This window comes from Pseudarthrobacter sp. NPDC059871, from assembly GCF_042731175.1.
Lineage (GTDB): Bacteria > Actinomycetota > Actinomycetes > Actinomycetales > Micrococcaceae > Arthrobacter.
Genome location: NZ_JBHWJV010000016.1, coordinates 45,423 through 64,854, shown reverse-complemented (window position 1 = coordinate 64,854; position 19,432 = coordinate 45,423). Strand labels below are relative to the sequence as shown.

Here is a 19,432-nt window from a genome sequence, read left to right as displayed (position 1 = left end):
GTGATGGGCCCACCCTAGGAAACCCGGCAACCGCCCAACAGAGTGGTCACTACCTGTTTCATAAGCCTGCTGACTAATCCTCAGCCCGGCTGGCAGGACTCTGCCGGGCCGTAGCGCAACCAGTCCGGCAGCGCGGCGATAAAGGCCTCCCGGACGGCCGGGGTGTTGGTGACGGTCCAGGCCACGCGGCCCTTGACCTCCACCTCGTTCTTATCCCACTCGAACCAGTTGATCATCTTCAGCTGCGGGAACTCGGTGGCCAGGTCCGGGCTGAACAGCTGCTCCCACCAGGCACGCTTGATGTCCAGCTCGGCCGCACCGCCGGTGCCCGGAGCGAACAGCGCCGCGGATTCGGGGATGGCCACGGGCTTACCGTGGTCCTGCCCGTACACGTGGTAGAAATCCGTCAGCAGGCTGTCGTCGCCGTTGGCACCCACGTAGTTGCCGGTGAGCTGGTCCTTGAACTTGTTGGCCTCGGGCAGTTCGTTCTCGCCCCACGGATACTTGGCGCCCCAGTGGTAGAGGGACATGCCCACCCAGTCCACCGCGTCGTCGCCGGGATAATACGGCGCGTAGGAATCATCGGCCATGGTGACGGTGCCGTTGCCGTCCGTGTCCAGGGCGGCGAAGTCCGCGGTGTCCCGCTGGGCCTCGTACTGGCCGCCGGCGAACGGGTAGCCGCCGCCGTAGTTGGGCGCCCACATCATCGAAGAGCCCGGCGCCGTCGTGTGGACGGCCTTTGCCATCCGGGTGAACGCGTCCACATATGCGGCGGGCTGCTGTGACCACGGGTACCAGGAGCCGTTCATCTCGTGGGCGAACCGGACAATCACGGGAACACCGTCGTCGTTGAACGATGCCAGGTCTGCCGCAAGCGCGGCGACGGCCTCATCCGTGACGGCGCCCAGGCCCTGCATTGGTTCGAGCGTGAGCAGCATCGTCTGGCCGTCGGCGCGGATCTGGGTGACCGCCTGGTCCAGGTGCGCCTTCTCCTCCGCCGTGTACGGGAATCCTGCGAAGGACACACTGACTGCGGGTTTGTGGCCCAGGTCCGCGGCGTACTGGGACAGGGGCTTTGCGTGCAGGTCCAGGTTTACGCCGAAGAGCGCGCCCGACGCCGGCACCTGGCTCTTGCGGTCCGGCACCTCGCAGCGCGGCAGGGAGGGTGTGGCCTGGGCAGCGTTGTCCTGGCTGGCTTGGCCCGACTGGTCTGCCTGGTCGCGGGAGGCGAGCCCGTTGGCGATGCTGGCAATGCCGATGCCCGCCGCTGCAACGGCGATCACCACGGGCAGGGCGAAATCCTTGAGCGATGAGGGCGTGAACCGGCGCCCTTTGGGGGCGTTGGATGGGGTTTCTTCATCGGACATGAAAGAGTGGGCTGCCTTTCTGACCTGCAGTTTTACCCCATCCTAGGGGGTGGCCCGGGGCTGTTCCCGGCAAACAGGTGGTGCGGGGCACGGCGGCGCGGCGAAAGTAGAGTACCCACTACTCGTGTCCCCTTCACCGGCGCCACCTACATTCGAGGAAAGCCGCACATCGCCGCGCGGCACGGAGCGTAACGGGGGAAACAGGTGACAGTACAACCGGCAGTTGGAAGCAGGCGCATGGACCGGCCGGGGTTCCTGCTGGACCTGATCACTGGCGCGGACTCTGACCTGGATTCCGTCCAGCGGCTGGCGGACAGCGCGGCTGTGGCACTTGCCGCGTCGGCCGGGGTGCCGGTGGACGCCGCCGCAACCCTGACCCGCGCAGGAAACCTGCCTGCCACGGCCGGCAGCGCCACCCTTGCCTACAACGTGGCCTCGTCCGAAGACAGGTACAGCGACGGGCCCATGGCGCAGGCCGCCGCGTCGTCCGCCCCGGTTCAGGTCACGGGAGATAACTCATCTCAACGGTGGGAACCGTACCGCCGCCGGCTGGTGGGCGCCGGTTACGGAACTGCACTGGCCGTGCCGCTCACCCTGGATCCCCGGTCCTCCTGCGCACTGGTGTTCCTGGGTCCGGCAGGGTTCGAATTCACGCCGGAGCTGGTGGGCGAGGCCACCTGGTTTGCCGCTGTCGCGTCACAAAGCATGAAGCTGGCCATCGAGGTGCGCAGCGTGCGGTCCGCCGGTGACAACCTCAAGGCCGTCCTGGAGAGCAGGACCTCAATTGATGTTGCCTGCGGGGTGATCATGGCACAGAACCGCTGCTCCTACACGGAAGCCTTCGGCAAGCTGGCCGGGGTCTCCCGGCAGCGGAACCTCAAAGTGCGCAGCGTAGCGGAGAATGTCCTCAAGGCCCTCCCCAGCGGATCGCCGGCCACCCGGTTCGAGCCGCCCGCGCTGGCGTAGGAGGGCAGAACCTCAGATTAGTGGCGGGCTTTGGCCCGAATGACCCCGGCGGCCAAAAGCCCCACGGCACCGAGTGAGGCCAGCATGCCGCCAAGTGCTGCAACGTATTCGGTAATGCTCATCGCGTCCACTCCCTTTCAGAACTGCCTGATGAGCCCAAAGTACGCGTCAACAGTCAAGGTTCCCCGAAGGATCGCCCGTTGGTTGGGTCAAGATTGGCGCAGACCAGAAGGCCTGGCTCCCCGCTGACGCACTGCATGCCTCGCAACGCCCTACGAACTGATGGGGGCAATCCAGGTCCTGGCCGTCGGATGACGGCAGCCTCACACGCATGGCGGACCGCCTAACCCGCAACCGCGAACATGGCGATCCCCACAGCCACCAACAGGGCGATACCGAGGAAAACGAACCCTTGGGCGCTTCCCTTGGCGGCTCCGGGCATCCGGCGGCGCCCACGCTTCCTAACAATTACTTCAGCCATGCACCGAATGTACGGTGCGGCAATCCCCCCGCACACGAGAACTGCGTACTTGTCTTGGTTAGTTCCACTACTCGATTTAGCACCTGCCTGCCGCTGCCAACCCGGGTGCCCTCAGCTGAAACATCCGGCCGGGAGCGCGAATCAGGCAGTATGCTTCAAAAACGTTGACGTAACCGGGGCATGGCTGGGGGCACGATGCTATTCGACTGGGGAGCCCGTTACTTCCGCACGCTCGGAAGGAGGGGCCGCACCGTCCTGTTCCAGTTGCCGCTGTCCGGAACCATGCTGCTGGTCATCCTTCTGGCATCGGTCCTGCATCCGGACCTGAAGTGGTCCGCGGCGTTCGTTTCCTCCCTGGTTTTCCACGCCGTCCTGCTGGCCGCGTGCGCCGCCATCCCCTGGGAGAGGCTCCCGGAGCGGGCCGTCCTCGCCATCCCCGTGCTGGACTGCCTGGCCATCGGACTGTCGCGGGAAGCCGGCGACCAGTATTTGTCAGTGCTGAGCTTCCTGCTGGTCTTCCCGGTGGTCTGGCTGTCCCACGGCCCGCGCCGCGGCGGCGTGGCACTGGCCGTGATTGCTGCCATCCTCAGTGTGGCCCTCCCGCCCATGATCCTCGGTTCGGGCTTCACCAGCGCATCGTTTATCCGGGCAGTGCTGCTGCCGGTCATCCTGGGCGCCATCGCCTTCACCACCTTTGGCGTGGCCAACGCCCTGCGCCTGCAACGGCACCGGCTGGAAGAACGGGAGGCGGAGGTCCGCGAACTCCTCGCGGCCAGTGAGGACCGGGAACAGCTACTGGGCACCGTGATGGACACGGTCAGCGTGGACGTCTGGGCGCTTGACCGGGAGGGCCGGACCATCCTCACCAACCGCCACCGCGGCAGCCTGTCTGGTGGGGCCGCCCAGCCGGAGTTCCCGGCCGCGGAAGCGGACCGGCCCGTGTTTGGCATTGACCGGAAGGACGCCCTGCCGCCCGAACAGCATCCCCGGGCACGCGCGGCGCAGGGGCAGTCTTTCACCGACGAGCTCGTGTGGATCGGCACTGGAAACAGCCAGCGTGCGTACTCCGCCACCTGCCGCCTCATCCCGGGACACAACGGCCAGCAGGCGGGCGCTGTCCTGGCCCTCACGGACGTCACCGCCCTGGTGGAGGCCCTGTCGGCCAAGGACCAGTTCGTGGCCAGCGTCTCCCACGAACTGCGCACGCCCCTGACCTCCATCCTGGGCTACCTTTCCATCGCCATGGATGAGGAGGGCCTGGATCCGGAACTGGAGCATTGCCTGGAGGTGGCCAAACGCAACGCCGAGCGCCTGCTGAACCTGGTGGCGGACCTGCTGACGATCGCGTCCGGCACGCTCACCGTCCGGCCGCGGCAGGCGGACCTTGCGGAGGTCGCCGCGCAGAGCGTGGACGCCGCACAACCCCGGGCCAGCTCCGGCGGAGTCACGCTCGCCTTTGAAGCCGAGGGGCCCGCTCCCGGCCGCTTCGACCCGGACCGACTGGGCCAGGCCATCGACAACCTGGTCTCGAACGCCATCAAATACACGCCAAGGGGCGGCACGGTCACCGTGCGCGTGCGCACGGAGGACGGGAGCCTGGTGTGTGAGGTCGCTGATACGGGTGTGGGGATGACGGAAGAGGACCTGGCAAACGCGTTCACGCGCTTCTTCCGGACGGCCACCGCCCACTCGTCAGCTATTCCGGGCGCAGGCCTGGGCCTCGCCATCACCCGCTCCATCGTGGAGAACCACCGCGGCATTGTCACCCTGGCCAGCAGCCACGGTGAGGGGACCACTGCGAAGCTGACTCTGCCGGAGTCGCACGCGGTGGAAGGCTCCCTCGCCGGCACGAGGTAGCAACGAACCAGGCACGGGGCAGGCCAGGCACCCGGAATGAAACCCGGCACCCGGCCTGTAGCCGAAACAAAGGTGCATCGTCAGCCCTGCTTGACGAGGGCCGCCTCCAGGTTGATTTTCACCTTGTCGCTGACCAGCACTCCCCCGGCTTCCAGGGCGGCGTTCCAGGTCAGGCCGAAGGCTTTGCGGCTGATCTCGGTTTCGGCGGAGAACCCCGCCCGGGTGGCGCCGAAAGGGTCCACGGCAACGCCGGTGAATTCAACCTCAAGCTCCACGGGCTGGGTGACGCCCTTGATGGTGAGGTCACCGGTGAGGGTGTAGTCCTCGCCGTCGCCCGTGATGGACGTGCCGCGGAAGGTCATCTCCGGGTACTTTTCGACGTCGAAGAAGTCCGGGCCGCGGACGTGGCCGTCACGGTTCGCGTCGCCCGAGTCGAAGCTGGCGGTGGACACGGTGGCGTGCAGGCTGGAGTCCTGCAGGGAGTCACCAACGCGGGCTTCAGCCTCGGCCTGCGTGAAGCGGCCGCGGACCTTGCTGATGCCTGCGTGCCGGACACTGAACCCGATCTCACTGTGGGACATGTCCAGGGTCCACGTTCCGGGGGTCAGTTCCTGGGGAAGAGTCATGGCCAATCTCCTCTTGCTCGAAGGTCTGCGGGCACGGGCAGCCCGCCGCCGGCGTGTGCCGTCGTGGCCAGCCTATTCCGCGCAGCGCCGCCTGGGCAGGGCCGATGGGCCATAGTTCATCTGCCCGCTACCGGGCTGTCACCAGTTCACGCGCCTTCTCGGCCGCAGGCTTGGTCACAGGACGTACGACGGCGGGCTCCAGCCTTTGGTTTGCCCAGCGGCGGATGGGTGCCTCCACCAGCCGCGAGGAGGCGAACGCCAGCACCACGGTGAGGATGGCCGCCAGCCCGACGCGGAGGGACAGTGACGGCACGAGGGGCAGCAGCAGGAGGTAGACGGGAATGTGCCAGAGGTACATGCCGTAGGAGAGTTCGCGGCCGGGCCAGGCGAGCCAGGGGTGGCTGAGGATCCGGCCCAGGAAGCCGGCCGGCTGCAGGACCAGTGAGCCGATCAGCACCGCTGCCAGGAGCGACAAGACCGTGGGACCCACAGACCAGAACACGGTGAACCAAGGACCGGGAGTGTCCGGTTCGTGGAGCAGGAACAGGGCGGCCAGTAGAGCCGTTCCTGCCACCGGGGCACCCCAGCGCGCGGCGGATACCAGGGAGGCGTGTACTCGTGAGCCGTTGCGGACTGCGGTGAACAGCAGCGCGAGGGCGCAGCCGATCAGCAGCTCATCGGCCCGGGTGTCCGGCCCGTTGTAGAGCCGGTTCAGCGGTGCGCCGGACATCACCAGGGCGGAGCGTTCCAGCATGAAGGCGGCGGCGAGTCCGGCAGTGGCCCACGCGGCGGTCCGCAGCTTGCAGTACCGCAGCATGACCAGCAGGAGCACCGGCCACACCAGATAGAACTGTTCCTCGACGGCGAGCGTCCAGGTGGGGCCGAGTGTCTCGCCCGCAATGGAGTTTCCGAATGCTCCCACGTGCGCGAAGTTCATCACGTACGCCACTGCCGGAAGGATGAATCCCGCCTGACCGCCCCAACCTGAGGCGGGGAAGACGAAGCCCACAACGGCGATCACCGCGCACAGAGCCAGCAGCGCCGGCCACAGCCTGGCCAGGCGCTTGGCGTAGAAGATGCCCATGCGGACGCTGCCCGTCGCGAGCCGCTCCTTCATGATCAGCAGCGTGATCACGAAGCCGCTGAGGGTGAAGAAAACATCCACACCGATGAAGCCACCCGGCATCTGGGCGGTGAGGGTATGGAAGAAGAACACTCCCACAACGGCCACCGTACGGAGGCCGTCCAGGGAGTGCTTCCGCCCTGAAATGATGCTTGTTTCGTACCCTGTTTTGTGCGCGGTTTTATGCGCGGACGCGCCCTCCGCAACCGACAAATTTCCACTGCTTGACCTAAGAACCACTAAGCAAGCATATATAACGTTTCGGTAACTAGGCTAAACGGAGGCTGGGAAAAGCCTCCATGGATCACCCCGGGAGGAAGTACCCAGAGACGTCCGCGATGAGGTGCGTGGACCCTGCTGAGCGGTTGAACAGGATGACATATCCGTTCAACCCCACAGGTGAAGTTACGGAGTTCGCGACAATCTGGCCCCTATCAAAGTTCAGATTGGATACGTCCGGGCGCGACGCCGTCAAGGGATACGCAGTTATGTAGCCATTGGAGCCGGCCTGGGCCACAGTCAGGTTGAAGACTATGGCCGTGGCGTCCTCGGGAATACCGCGTTCACTGCTCGCCTGAATGGCCGCTTGAGAATCCGACAGGGCCGGATTGCCGGGTCGCGTGTCCAGGAAGCGTGTAGGAGCGGCCAGCGGCTGGAAGGTGCCGCCTGCCGTCGGTGTCCCCGACAGGTAGTAGCCGGACACATCGGCGATCAGGTGTGTGGAGCCCTTGGAGCGGTTGAAAAGCATCACCTTGCCGTCGGGCCCCACGGGCACGGTGACCGAATTGGGGATGATCTGCCCTGTGTCGAAGTTGACGTTGGAAGCGTCCGGCCGGTCCACTCCGGAGGGATAAGCGGTGACGAAGCCAAAGGACTTCGATTCGGCAACGGTCAGGTTCAGCACGACGGCGGAGACGGTGGCCGGCAATCCGTTGGCTCCTGCCACCTGGAAGGCCCGGGCAGTATCTGGCGCGACGGCGGTGGTGTTCCGGGTATCCAAGAATCGCTTGGGTGCGATCGGTCTGAAAGCGCCCGCAGCCGTCACCTCACCTTCGCGGTAATAGCCGGAGATATCGGCCAAAAGGTGCGTGGCCCCGACGGACCTGTTGAAGAGTGTCACCTTCCCGTCCGCGCCTACAGGAACGGTGACGGAGTTGGCCACGATCTGGCCCTTGTCGAAGTTCAGGTTGGAAGCATCCGGACGCGCGGTCCCGGAAGCGTAGGCAGTGACAAACCCGAAGGAACGGGCTTCGGCCACGGTGAGGTTGAAGACCACTGCGGACACCTTGGCCGGTATACCATTGCGCCCTGCCACCTGGAAGGAGACGGCGGAATCTTTGGCCACGATGGAGCTGGTACGGGTATCAAGGGCGCGGAACGGCGTGACAGTGATCAGAGATCCGGCAACAGGCGCCATGCTGGTGGCGAACTTGTGGGTCCACTCGGCTGTGGCACCGGCCATCAGGGTGTAGCCAGCGACCGCCCTTGCTGAAACGGTAATGGTTCCCGAACCGGCATGGACCCCGGCGGCCAGAACACTGCCGTCACGCACGTATTCCACGCCCTGCAACGAGGGGACGGTCAGCGTGTCATCGTCAGCACCATCCTTGTCGGAGAACGTTACTTCAGCCGGGATGACGGTTTTGGCGGGCAGATCCGATGCAGTGAGGGCAAGCGCCGCGCCGGCGTCCAGCAGACCCGCTCCGCAACCTTCGGTGCAGGCGACTGGGAGCGCCCGAGCGGTGGCTTTTAGCCGGGCTTCCACCATGTCCGGCGTGTAGGTGCTGCCCACTTCAGACATGAGCATGGCCGCGACGGCGGATACGTGCGGAGCGGCCATGGAGGTGCCTTGCAGGAGCTCGTAGGCCTCTCCCTCGGGCACGGTGGAGCCCAAGTTCGAGGTGGAGACGATGCCGGTCCAGGGGTTCTCACTGGTCATGTTGCTGCCGCCGGGGGCGGTGATGTCCACGGCGGACCCGTAGTTGGAGTAGTCGGCACGAGCGCCGTCGAGTCCGGAGGCAGCAACCGTAATGACGTTCTCGCAGTTGGCCGGGCTCATTTCAGACGCCGGGCGGCCGGAGTTTCCGGCGGCCGCCACCACTACGGTGCCGGCATTATGGGCAAAGTTGATGGCGTTCTGTTCGGTAACGGAGCAGGCGGAGACTCCTCCAAGGCTGAGGTTGACCACATGCGCGCGCCTCGGATTAGCGGGTACTCCGGCCACAGTGCCGCCAGCGGCCCAGATGATGGAGTCCGCCACATCTGAGATGTAACCTCCGCAGGGGCCGATGGCGCGGATGGGCAGGATCTTCGCAGCAGGCGCGACGCCGGTAATGCCTTGGCTGTTATTTCCGAAGGCGGCAATGGTCCCGGCCACGTGCGTGCCATGCCAAGAGGAGCGTGACGCCGGGAAGCCTGGCTCGCACTGGTTGTCACTGGCCCAATCGCCCTGGTCGAGCGGGACAGGGTCACGCCCGTCGCCGTCCCGGGCCCAGTCCGGGTTGGACAGCATGTCGTAGCCGGCGAGTACGTTGCTGTCCATATCCGAGTGATAGGTGGTACCGCTGTCCACCACGGCCACCACAGCTCCCTCACCGCGGTTGTAGTCCCAGGCGGCGAGTGCCCGGATGCCGGCTGTCTCGTCCCAGAGGGCCCACTGGGACGGGTATCCGGGGTCGTTGGGGGCAGTAGCAGTTGCCTGGACGATAGTGTCCGGCTCGGCGTAGGCCACGTCAGGGCTGGAGCGGAGTGCCGCGAGGAAGGTGTCAGCCTCGGCACCCTGAAGTGACTTGCCGGTCTTCACCACCTGCGCACCGGTTGCGGTGGCCCGTACGTACTGGGCGGCAGTGCCCACGCGGCCTGCAGCTGACCGCGCGGCCTGGGCAGTTACAGCGGCTTCGGAAGCAATGTTGCCGCGGCTCTTGAGGCCCACGATGAACTGATCCGTGGGGACCTGGTTTGACGTGGGCTGGGGTCGCGGGTCCCGGAGGGGCAGCTCGGCGGCCGTTGGCTGCTTGGTGGGCTGGGGTGGCTCGGTGGCTTGGGCGGGAAGGGCCGTCAGGGCAGCACCGGCAAGTACGGTGACCAGCGTGAGGGCAGCGGCAGCGAAGGGCCGGGGATTGAACATGGGCGGGCATCCTTGAGACGGGCGCGGGCCACGAACAAGGGGCCTGGCGCGGACAGCCGGGAATCACCAGCTGACCCCCGCCCTGATTATAGCCATCGAGTTGACTATTCGGAGGACATTACAAAAACTACGAGCAGATGACCAGTCACGCGGCGTCCGGTCCAAGCCCCGCCGCCCTCGCGCAGGATGCGCAGCCCCTGGTTGCCGGGCATCCGGCCCAGCCGCCGGCTACCGGTTGAGGGTGTGCAGGCGGTCCCGTGCCGCGTGCTCCACGAGGATGGGCACGAAGTCCCGCACCCGGCCCCGGTCCAGCGTCCGGTGCTCCTCTTGGACCACGTCCTCGATCACGTGCCGGGAGACGCCCGGGTGCCGTTCGGCAAGCCGGTCCACTACCGCGGACAGTGCCCGCACCTCTTCACTAACGCCCATCGGCACAGGATCCGGCATCTGCCGCGGCGGTTCAAGACTTGACTTATCCCGGGTGCGCTCAGAACCAGAGCCGGAGCACTACGGCGGTCCGTGCGCGGAATGCGATGCTCACCCATCGGCAGGGAGCCGCTCCGCCCCAACGTCGATTCCCAAATTCGATGTCGACCCGCACATTCGAACTCGACCCCCAAATAGCCGGCGCATCAGCGAATGTGCGCGTCGAAAATGAGAATGCGAGTCCCCGCCGGCTGACTGGCCCAACGGCTCGAAACAAAGGGAAGACGTACGACGGCGAACCCGGCCACCGTCGCACGTCTTCCCGCTTTTCGCGTGACCGCGGCTTTATGCCAGCAGTGCGCAGATGTCGGTCACATCGCCGGTGCCGCTGAAGACCCGGGCCTCAGATCCGTCAGCTTTCAGGGCGAAGTTGAAGTTTCCCTCCAGCAGGAAAATTCCAGGCCGTGCCGATTTTGCCTCGCGGGCATTCAGCACGATGTTCAGTCCGTTGACCGTAATCTCGGTGGTTCCGTCGGCCTGCACCGTCCCGTGCGTGGTGCCGGTGATGAGGAATGTTGCTTCCTCTCCAGTCTTGAGGTTCGTAATGGTGACCCGTTGCCCTGGAGAAGCGACTGTGAAGCGGTCGCCGGGAAGTACGAGGACATTTGATTTGCCGGAGACCGTCAGCTGAACTGCGTACTTGCAGAGCTGGTTTGCCTTGAAGGTCAGGACTTGGGACGCGTCAGTCGGGGCAGCAGCGGCAGGGCTCATCCCGGCAACCACGGCAAAGAGCAAGGCACAAAGAACCATCAGCTTCTTCATCAGAAACTCCATTTCAAATTCAGTTTTACGCGCAGACTTTGAAAAAACCGCGGGGATGCGCGCATGGGCGGGTGCTGGATACTCGTCGTTGAATGTGCAGCATCGGCGGACTTTCCATGAGGACTACTCCGCGGACGGACTGCGGGGTCGGCGCAAAGCGCGTACGTCCCGCAAACATCTCTTACCCGTAAGTAAGTTCGGCTGTGCATCGTCTTGATCGCGATGACTGGTGGCAGGATATTAGCCCGCGATTTCCCGGCACGTGAAGCGCGGAATTAAAGAATGGGGGAAACCGGATCCGGCAAGGGGGCTACCCATTCGCCAGTCTTCGCCCCGGTTCTGGATCCCACCTTTCCATGAACGCCCAGGCCCATGTGGTGGCGGCCCTGCGCCGGCGTGCCCCGGACACCACCCGCCCGTGAACACCCGCCCCCGCCCTGCCCCAGTCTCGATGCGCGACGTCGATTTCGACCCGCAAATTCGAAATCGATCCGCAGATAGCCAGTGCGTCAGCGAATGTGCGCCTCGAAAATGAGAATGCGCGTCGCTGGGAGCACATTCACAGGCTGACCACTCAAACGACAGTCGCCGTTGAAGTTCCCCGCCGAACCAGTCTTGAGGAATTCTTGACCCTAATTAGCGCAGATGTTGAGCCCTTTCCCGCAGAGTTCTCAGTGAAGGGTGGGACTGCATGGGGGTGCACCTGGGAACTGAGGCCCGGTCAACCCATCCCTGCAGTCGGCGTAGAACCCGATGGTCTCGATCGCTTGGCGGCGTCGTCACGGCGCCGCCAGGCGGTCCACAAATTCACAAAGACCGGGGCCGACGGCGGAGGCGGCGGATCAGCGTAGATCCGCAAATAGCTGTCGGCCCCCACAATTCTCATCCGCTGGCGCGGCCGCGATAACCACAGCGCCCTACTCCACCAGCGCGGCCCAGGACTCCAGGAACTTATCCGCAATGTAGGCGTGCCCGGCGGTGTTCGGGTGTGCGCCGTCGGCGTCGAATCCCGGGCTGTTGGCGGCCGTGAACCAGCGGCCCTCCACGGCGTCGATGAACGGGGCATTCGCTGCCTCGGCACCGGCACGGACGGCGTTGTTCACATCCCGCAGGTCCTCCCCCAGCGGCTGCGGCGCCGACGGCCCCAGCACCACCAGCTGCACCCCGGGCCAGAACCGGCGTGCCGCCTCGATGGTCTGGCGGGTTGCCGCCGTGATCTCGCCGGCGTCAGTGATCTGGGCGTCGTTCTGCCCGCCCTGGAGGATCAGCAGGTTGGGGACGAAGGCCGGGTTGTTGGCCGCGGTCTGCCGCAGCCGGACTTCGTATTCGCCGCCCTGGTCATCCCGGGCACCGCCGCCCCAGGCGAACCCGGTCCCGCCGCGGCCGTCGATGTTGGTGGGATACCCCAGCGACCCCGCCACGAGGTTTGCCCAGCTCTCGTCCGGCTCGTCGGCGCCGTCACCGGCTGTGTAGGAGTCCCCCATGATCAGGAGGACGGGCTTCTCGGGCAGCTCGATCTTCGCCGTCCGGACCGTTGAGGTGGGTGTGGGGGTAGGAGCAGCTGAAGCGGCGGCCGGGGAGGCAGCCGTCGAACCTGAAGCGGATGCCGCGGGGGTGCTGGCCGCCGCAACGGGGGCGGTCCCGCCCGGGTCCCGCGGGCCCATGAGGGCGAGCGCGGCCACCCCGAAAGCCGCAACCGCCAGCACCAAAAGTGCCGCGTACTTGATCCACTCCCCCGCAGGCGCGCCAGGGCGCCGACCGTTTCCCCTCACCCGCAGAATCTTACGTGCCGGCACGCGCCGCAATAGCGCTTAAGACGACGCCCCGCACAGGAAAGACGTACGACGGCGGCACGCGGCCGCCGTCGTACGTCCTTCTCTTGCGGTGGTCCAGGCCGCTCCGGACTCAGGCCGGCATCCTGCGCAGGGTGAGGTAGGAACCGACGGTCAGCAGACCGGTGACCGGGATGGCCCACAGCGTCAGGCCCAGGGCTCCGGTGTCCGTGAACCACTGGCCCACGGCCGGCCATGCCTGCTGGAACGTCACCAGCGCGATGAAGCCGACCAGTGCGAGCCCGAGCGCCAGCAGGACGATGGTGAGTCCCAGGGCACCGAACCGCTTGAAGATGGTGGCGAACCAGAAGCCGATGGTGAAGAAGAACATGGTGGCCGTGAAGTAGGTCAGTGCGGCTGCGAACGGGCCTGACGCCCATACCCAGTCCAGGTAGGCGAAGTATCCGTTGATCCCGTAGCCGCCGGTGGCCTGCTCGAACAGGCCCAGCAGGACGAACACCAGGGACATGCCCAGCCCGCTGACCGCCGCCGCTGCGAGGGAGCCCAGAAAGAACTCGCGCCGCGTGAGGCTCATGGCCTGGGAGAACGGGAACGTCATGGTCATGGCCTGGATGCCGATGGCGAGGAAGTACCACAGGGGTGCTTGCGAACCGCCGCCGGCCTTGACCTCTGTGACGCCGGCGCCGCCGATGATCCAGAAGATCATTATGGACAGGACCCATGAGCCGCCCAGTACCAGCGCCGGCACCCAGATGAAGGTCTGGGTGTTGACGAACTGCAGGCGGACAACGTTGAGCATGCGGTTGCGCGGCACCTGGTGTTGCAGGGCTGCGCCGGAATTAAGGGTTGTCATCGCAGGCTTCCTTCCTGGGTATCCGCGTCGGAGCTGTTCGTGCCGGAGTTGTGCGTGCCGGAGTTGGTGCCGAAGCCGTCCGCGCCCGGGCGGCCGGCCGAGCGCTGCTGGGTGAGGCGCACAATGAGTTGCTGCAGTGAGACCGGCGCCAGTTCGAGGCCGTCGGCCACAACCGCGGCGCGTTCGGCGCCGTCCAGGCGGCCCAAGAAGGTCACGGATGCCACGCGGCCCAGGCCTTCGCGGTGGATGACCTCCCGGCCGTTCACGGCCCGTTCCACCGCGGCGGCGTCGCCCACCACGTTGGTGGCGAGGGCCCTGGCGTCCTCGGCCGATTCGTCCATGATGATCCGGCCGTCGTCGATCAGGAGCACCCGTTCAATGAGGTTGGAGACTTCGTCGATGAGGTGGCTGGAGAGCAGGATGGTACGCGGGACTTCGGCGTAGTCGGCCAGCAGCCGGTCGTAGAAGATCTGCCGGGCCACGGCGTCGAGGCCCAGGTACGGCTCGTCGAAGAACGTGACCTCAGCCCGGGATGCCAGGCCAATGATGACCCCCACGGCTGAGAGCTGCCCGCGGGAGAGCTTCTTGATGGTCCGTTTCAGCGGGAGCTGGAAATCGTCAATGAGTTCCTCGGCCAGGCCTTGGTCCCACCGGGGAAAGAACAGCCGGGCGGCCGCGAAGGCGTGCCGCGGGGTGGCGTCGTCCGGGTATTTCTGGCTTTCCCGGACGAAGCACATGCGGCTGAGGACCCGGGCGTTCTCGTACGGGTTCTCGCCGAACACGCGCACCTCGCCGCTGGTGGGCAGGTTCTGGGCCGTGAGGATGGACATGGCGGTGGTCTTGCCGGCGCCGTTGCGTCCCAGCAGGCCGTAGATGGCGTCCTTCTCGATGTCGAAGCTGACACCATCCAGGGCGAGCGCGTCTTTGTATCGCTTGGTGAGGTTCCTGACCTGTATTACGGAGTTCATCGCGTCCTTCGATCTGGCAGGTTTATGGTTTCGCCGGCGAAGCGCCGGCACCGGTGCGGACCAGGTCCGCGACGTCTTCGGGCCCGAGCCCGATCCTGCGGGCCTCGGCCAGCAGGGGTTGCACATACCGCTCGGCAAAATCGCTGCGACGCTCCTTAAGCAGGAGTTCGCGGGCACCCGGGGCAACGAACATTCCGATGCCCCGGCGCTTGTACAGCACGCCTTTGTCCACGAGCATGTTCACGCCCTTGGCCGCAGTAGCCGGATTGATGCGGTGGAACACGGCGAGCTCGTTTGTTGACGGCGCCTGTGACTCCTCGGCGATGCTTCCGTCCAGGATCGATGCCTCGACCTGTTCGGCGATCTGCACGAAGAGTGGTTTGCCTTCGTCCATCAGGCGACCTCCCGGCCAGTTGGTTGCTTACTTGACTAACTAACCATGGAAGTAAGGTACCCGTCAAGAGGGAACGTCCCTGCTCAGGCCCTTGGCGTCCGGGCGTTAGGCAACCGTGACCTTGCGGCAGTTCCTAAGCGGGGTAACAGCCACTACTGTCAACAGCACCATCCGGCTTTTTACGGAAAAGAGGCGACGATGAGCATCGACATCGGAATTGGTAGCAGCCTCAGCAGCGAGGACGCGGCACACTTTGTGGCCACAACGGAAGCAATCACGTCCGCCCTGCAGCAGGTCCGGGAACTCCACTCCGCGTACAGCTGGGTGTGGACGCACGAGATCCGCTGCCGCGGCTGCCACGCCCGCCTCGAGATACCGGTACTTGCCAGCACCAAGGCCAACGCGGACAAGGCTTTCGCCGCGCACCAGTCGGCGGAGCTGGACGCCTTCCTGGCCGCGGGCGGCGGACCCACCTTCACGTGAGAAGACGTACGACGGCGGCGCGCGGCCGCCGTCGTACGTTTCCGTTTGACGCTGGCTGCCTCAAAAAGGCGGCGACGGGCGGGCTATCCGTCCAGGACCGCGGCGGTGCTGCCCTGCGGCACGATGACGTGGACGGCGTTGCGCTCGATGGTGAAGTCCGCGGGCGTGACCGTGGCGATTTCGCCGTCGAGGTTGACCGGCATGGGCGGATCGGTGACCAGGAGGACGCGCTGGGTGGTGGCGTGGTGGACGTCGCTGCGCTCCACGAAGCTGCCGTCCTTGAGCAGCCTGGCGATCCGCACGTGTTCGCGCAGCCGTGCGCCGGGGATGGCGTAGATATCGAGGGTGTGGTCGTCGATGCCGGCGGTGGGTGAGACGGCGTTCCCGCCCCCGTAGTGCTTTCCGTTTCCCACGGCCACCTGCAGCAGGTTCTCGAGCTCGATGGCCTGGTGGTCGCCTCCGGGGAATTCGAGGCGGGCCCGGAACGGCTGGTGCCGGGCGTAGGCGCGGACGGCGGCGACGGCGTAGGCGAGGGGGCCGAGGCGGCGCTTCAGGCGGGGGCTGAGGGTTTCGGTGACGCCCACCGAGAGACCCACGGAGGCCACGTTGAGGAAGGGCTGGCCGTTGACCCGGCCGAGGTCGATGTCCACCACTTTCCCGTCTGCGAGCGCGGCGCAGGCGGCGGGCAGGGTGTTGGGGATTTGCAAAGTGCGGGCGAGGTCGTTGGCTGTTCCCAGGGGCAGGACGCCCAGCACGGTGCCGGTCCCTGCGAGCCTCCCCGCAGCGAAGGAGACCGTGCCGTCGCCGCCGCCCACCACCACCAGGTCGTGGTTTTCGGCCATCACGCGGTCAAGGGCCCCGTCTAGGTCCGTGCCGGACAGGACGCGGTGCACGGCGGCGACGGGGAGGCCCGCGTTCCGCAGCATGTCCACCGCCTGGTCCGGAGCCGCGGCCCCGAGGCGTGCACCGGCGTTGATCAGCACGGCAACGGACTGGGCGTCTCGGGCGGCTTTCATGGGCTCCATCCTAGGTTGATGGAGCTGGGAGGACCCTGCATGGCTTTGAGGTGGAGGCGCGGTGTGGGGTTGCCGGCGGCGCCTTCCGGGTAGAGGGCCCGGCGGTCTCACGGACGGGCCCGGCGCCGCCGGCACCTACAAGTAGACGCTTCCGGGGCGTTCGCGGCACCAGTATTCATTACGCCAATTCTTCAGTGGCGGTTGTGCTGGGCGGCCAAGTGGTACTCAGGGGCTGGTGGTTGGGCCGGTTGGTGTCCGCAGCCTTTGTTTGGGGAGGACGCTGCTGGGTACGGATGCAGCAGAGCAGCCCCGCGGTTATTGATATCCCCCGCGGGGCTTCTCGCGTCAGTGGGTATTCTGCGGGCTCAGTGCTCCCGGTGGGTTTCCTGGAGGCGCTTGATGAACCAGCGGGACTGTTCGGGGCCGTAGGGCAGCACGGGGATGGCCTTGGTGGCGTCGTCCGGGGTGTCGCGGATGGACTGGCGGGCCTGCCGGACGGCGGTGGTCAGGGTGTTGGCCATGGTCTTTACGAACTGGTCGCTGCAGGGCTTCCCGTGCCCGGGGATCAGGTACTCGTAGCGGTGGCGCAGGGCGGAGATGTGCCGGAGCGCGTCCGCCCACTCCTCGGGGAAAGAGTCTTCGAAGGACGGGTGCGCGCCCTGCTCCACGAGGTCGCCCACGTACAGGGTGGTGGGCGTACCTATCAGCAGGTCGCCGTCGGTGTGGCCGCGGCCCAGGTAAAACAGTGTGGCGGTCACGCCGCCCAGATCCACCAGGACGGGCTGGTCGCGGACGATGGCGTTGGGCACCACGAGCTCCACGTTCTCCCCCTCGCCGGTGGACATCTCCGGTTCCAGCGTGCCCACGAAGCGCCGCTGCAAGTCGCCGCGCTGGTCGATCTCGGAGGCGCAGTTCTCGTGGCCCCAGAATTCTGTGACTCCCGCTTCGGCGAATACTGCGTTGCCGAAGAAGTGGTCGTAGTGCGCGTGGGTGTTCACGACGACGAGGGGCAGCTGGGTCTTCTCCCGCACCGCGTCCAGGATCTCCTTGCCCTGGCGGGGGCCGCAGCCGGTGTCGATCACCATGGCCCGCTCGGTCCCGACAATCAGTCCGGTGTTCAGCAGCGATCCCTCAGTGACCAGCACGTAGTTGTCCGCGCCGACCTCAAGCCATTCCGACATTGTTTCTCCGTACCTCCGGCAAAGCAGTGTGCGTTCGTGTAGTCGTCGATTGTACCCACGGCTCCTTGGAACTGCCGGGAGGCTATCCGGTGTTCGAGCCCGACAAGCTACGACGGAGCCACGGCTTCGCTCAGCACCCGTCGCCGAGGGCAGGGGTCGCCGCCGTAGCGACTTCGGCTGGCGACACTCCCATCCATTTTCGACGCGCAAAAGCGATGGCGCTCCCCGGATAGGGAAGCGCCATCGTCAAAGAGCGTCACGTAGAAGTAGGCGCATCGATAATCTGCGACACATGATAGGGCTGCGTACGACTGGGGCACGAAGCCACAGTCGCACGCTCCACTTTCGAGCTAGCCGGCGAGGAAGTATCCGGATACATCAGCCAACAGGTGGGTCGCACCTGAGGATCTGTTGAACAGGCTCACCTTCCCGTCGCGGCCCACCGGCGAAACCACGAGGTTCGGCACGATCTGCCGGGCGTCGAAGTTCACATTGGACGCGTTCGGCCGGTTCGTGCCAGACGCATGGGCCGTGACGAAGCCGAACGAAGCCGCATCGGCAACCGTCAGGTTGAAGACCACAGCGGACGCATCGGCTGGAACGCCGTTGGCACCACCCACCTGGAATGAAACCGAGCCGTCGGCGCGCGCGGGAGCGGAACTTCGGGTATCCAGAAAGCGGGTAGGCGCGACAGCCTTAAACGTGCCGGCAGCCGTCGGCGTACCGGCCAGGTAGTAACCCGAGACATCCGCCAATAGGTGGGTGGAACCCCCAGAGCGGTTGAACAGAGTCACCTTTCCGTCCGCCCCGACAGGAACGGTGACGGCGTTGGGGATAATCTGGCCCCTGTCGAAGTTCACATTGGAGGCGTTCGGCCGGGCAGTCCCTGACGGGTAGGCGGTGATGAATCCATTGGCTTTAGCCTCCGCCACCGTAAGGTTCATGACTACCGCCGAGACTCCGGCTGGTACGCCACCGACACCCGCTACTTGGAACGAAACCGCTCCGTCGGAAGCCACTGCCGCGCCTTTTCTCGTGTCCAAGAATCGGCTAGGCGAAATCGACGCGAAGGCGCCAGCCGCCGTCGGCGTCCCGGGAAGATAGTAGCCGGAGACGTCCGCCAAAAGATGCGTGGCGCCTGCGGAGCGGTTGAACAGTGTCACTTTTCCGTCTGCCCCGACGGGGACCGTGACGGAATTGGCGACGATCTGGCCCTTGTCGAAGTTCAGATTAGAAGCGTCAGGACGATCGGAGCCTGAAGCGTAGGCGGTCACAAAACCGAAGGATTTCGCGTCAGCAACCGTCATGTTGAACACCACTGCGGACACTCCCGAAGGAACGCCCCCAACTCCCGCCACCTGGAAAGAAACTGTGCCGTCAGGCTGGACGATGGCCGAGTTACGCGTATCCAGAGCACGGAAGGGCGCCACGGGAATCATGGATCCAGGAACTGCAGGATGCTTGCTGGAGAAAGTCCGGGACCACTCAACTGCTGCGCCCGCGGCCAGGACGTAATCCGTGGTGGCCCGGGCCCTGACGGACACAGTCCCAGACGCGGGATAGGTGCCCGCGGCTTTCACGAGGTCGCCGACCATATATTCGACGCCCGCCTTGGTCGGGATCGTAAATGTGTCCTCCGAGGTGCCGGCCTTGTCAGTAAACGTTACAGCCGCTGGAGTAACCGGATACGGGGTCGACTTGAACACGTGCGACCACTCCGCTTTCGCATTCGGGGCGAGAACGTAATTAGCCTCGGCGCGCGCTTTCACAGTCACAGTCCCGGAGCCCGGATAGGTTCCCGCCGCCTTCACAGCATCCCCCACCAGGTACTCAACACCCTCTGTGACTGGGACGGTTAACTTGTCATTTGCTGTGCCGTCCTCATCAACAAACGTCACCGCAGCCGGCGTCACCTGATACGGCGTTGCCTTGAACGCATGCGACCACTC

General features: G+C 65.7%; 16 protein-coding genes and 1 pseudogene. 3 read left to right on the top strand and 14 right to left on the bottom strand.

Annotation, left to right across the window (positions count from 1 at the left end; translation table 11 throughout):
• Nucleotides 1-80 precede the first annotated feature (80 nt).
• Nucleotides 81-1,367 carry a glycoside hydrolase family 26 protein gene (locus ACFV4R_RS19140; RefSeq protein WP_377203930.1) on the bottom strand — a complete coding sequence of 429 codons (1,287 nt, stop codon included), beginning with the start codon at nucleotides 1,365-1,367 and terminating at the stop codon, nucleotides 81-83.
• A 237-nt stretch (nucleotides 1,368-1,604) separates the two neighbouring features.
• Here ACFV4R_RS19140 and ACFV4R_RS19135 point away from each other — a divergent pair, with 237 nt between their 5' ends.
• The gene (locus ACFV4R_RS19135; RefSeq protein WP_377203931.1) at nucleotides 1,605-2,333 is read left to right on the top strand and encodes a GAF and ANTAR domain-containing protein; all 729 of its coding nucleotides are present in this window, start codon (nucleotides 1,605-1,607) and stop codon (nucleotides 2,331-2,333) included.
• A gap of 343 nt (nucleotides 2,334-2,676) precedes the next feature.
• Here ACFV4R_RS19135 and ACFV4R_RS19130 read toward each other — a convergent pair whose 3' ends face one another.
• Nucleotides 2,677-2,814, bottom strand: coding sequence for a hypothetical protein (locus tag ACFV4R_RS19130; protein ID WP_157672498.1), 138 nt, complete (start codon nucleotides 2,812-2,814; stop codon nucleotides 2,677-2,679).
• 195 nt (nucleotides 2,815-3,009) lie between these two features.
• Between ACFV4R_RS19130 and ACFV4R_RS19125 the strand changes: the two genes are divergently transcribed.
• Complete coding sequence (locus tag ACFV4R_RS19125) at nucleotides 3,010-4,671, top strand: sensor histidine kinase (protein ID WP_377203932.1); 1,662 nt, start codon at nucleotides 3,010-3,012, stop codon at nucleotides 4,669-4,671.
• Between the two features lie 80 nt (nucleotides 4,672-4,751).
• Here ACFV4R_RS19125 and ACFV4R_RS19120 read toward each other — a convergent pair whose 3' ends face one another.
• From ACFV4R_RS19120 to ACFV4R_RS19080, 9 genes are all read right to left on the bottom strand, one after another.
• Nucleotides 4,752-5,297 carry a YceI family protein gene (locus ACFV4R_RS19120; RefSeq protein ID WP_377203933.1) on the bottom strand — a complete coding sequence of 182 codons (546 nt, stop codon included), beginning with the start codon at nucleotides 5,295-5,297 and terminating at the stop codon, nucleotides 4,752-4,754.
• Nucleotides 5,298-5,424: 127 nt separating this feature from the next.
• Nucleotides 5,425-6,660, bottom strand: coding sequence for an acyltransferase family protein (locus ACFV4R_RS19115; protein ID WP_377203934.1), 1,236 nt, complete (start codon nucleotides 6,658-6,660; stop codon nucleotides 5,425-5,427).
• Between the two features lie 64 nt (nucleotides 6,661-6,724).
• A complete protein-coding gene (locus tag ACFV4R_RS19110) occupies nucleotides 6,725-9,547 on the bottom strand; it encodes a S8 family serine peptidase (protein WP_377203935.1) in 2,823 nt (940 codons plus the stop codon).
• Nucleotides 9,548-9,775: 228 nt separating this feature from the next.
• On the bottom strand, nucleotides 9,776-9,976 hold the full coding sequence (locus ACFV4R_RS19105; RefSeq protein ID WP_377203936.1) for a three-helix bundle dimerization domain-containing protein: 201 nt from the start codon (nucleotides 9,974-9,976) through the stop codon (nucleotides 9,776-9,778).
• A 342-nt stretch (nucleotides 9,977-10,318) separates the two neighbouring features.
• Complete coding sequence (locus ACFV4R_RS19100; protein ID WP_377203937.1) at nucleotides 10,319-10,795, bottom strand: hypothetical protein; 477 nt, start codon at nucleotides 10,793-10,795, stop codon at nucleotides 10,319-10,321.
• 917 nt (nucleotides 10,796-11,712) lie between these two features.
• Entirely contained in the window at nucleotides 11,713-12,567 is an 855-nt protein-coding gene (locus ACFV4R_RS19095; RefSeq protein WP_377203938.1) for an SGNH/GDSL hydrolase family protein, read from the bottom strand.
• Between the two features lie 133 nt (nucleotides 12,568-12,700).
• A complete protein-coding gene (locus ACFV4R_RS19090; RefSeq protein WP_377203939.1) occupies nucleotides 12,701-13,441 on the bottom strand; it encodes a hypothetical protein in 741 nt (246 codons plus the stop codon).
• Nucleotides 13,438-14,409, bottom strand: a complete 972-nt coding sequence (locus ACFV4R_RS19085; RefSeq protein ID WP_377203940.1) for an ABC transporter ATP-binding protein — start codon at nucleotides 14,407-14,409, stop codon at nucleotides 13,438-13,440. Before ACFV4R_RS19085 ends, ACFV4R_RS19090 begins: the two co-directional genes overlap by 4 nt.
• 22 nt (nucleotides 14,410-14,431) lie before the next feature.
• Nucleotides 14,432-14,806, bottom strand: coding sequence for a GntR family transcriptional regulator (locus ACFV4R_RS19080; protein ID WP_377203974.1), 375 nt, complete (start codon nucleotides 14,804-14,806; stop codon nucleotides 14,432-14,434).
• A gap of 195 nt (nucleotides 14,807-15,001) precedes the next feature.
• On the opposite strand from ACFV4R_RS19080, the gene ACFV4R_RS19075 reads away from it, so the two are divergent.
• Entirely contained in the window at nucleotides 15,002-15,286 is a 285-nt protein-coding gene (locus ACFV4R_RS19075) for a hypothetical protein (protein WP_377203941.1), read from the top strand.
• Between the two features lie 83 nt (nucleotides 15,287-15,369).
• On the opposite strand, the gene ACFV4R_RS19070 is transcribed toward ACFV4R_RS19075, so the two are convergent.
• From ACFV4R_RS19070 to ACFV4R_RS19060, 3 genes and pseudogenes are all read right to left on the bottom strand, one after another.
• A complete protein-coding gene (locus tag ACFV4R_RS19070) occupies nucleotides 15,370-16,302 on the bottom strand; it encodes a lipid kinase (protein ID WP_377203942.1) in 933 nt (310 codons plus the stop codon).
• 365 nt (nucleotides 16,303-16,667) lie between these two features.
• Entirely contained in the window at nucleotides 16,668-17,483 is an 816-nt protein-coding gene (locus ACFV4R_RS19065; RefSeq protein ID WP_377203943.1) for an MBL fold metallo-hydrolase, read from the bottom strand.
• A 350-nt stretch (nucleotides 17,484-17,833) separates the two neighbouring features.
• Nucleotides 17,834-19,432: pseudogene (locus tag ACFV4R_RS19060) on the bottom strand (hypothetical protein); the annotation flags it as partial.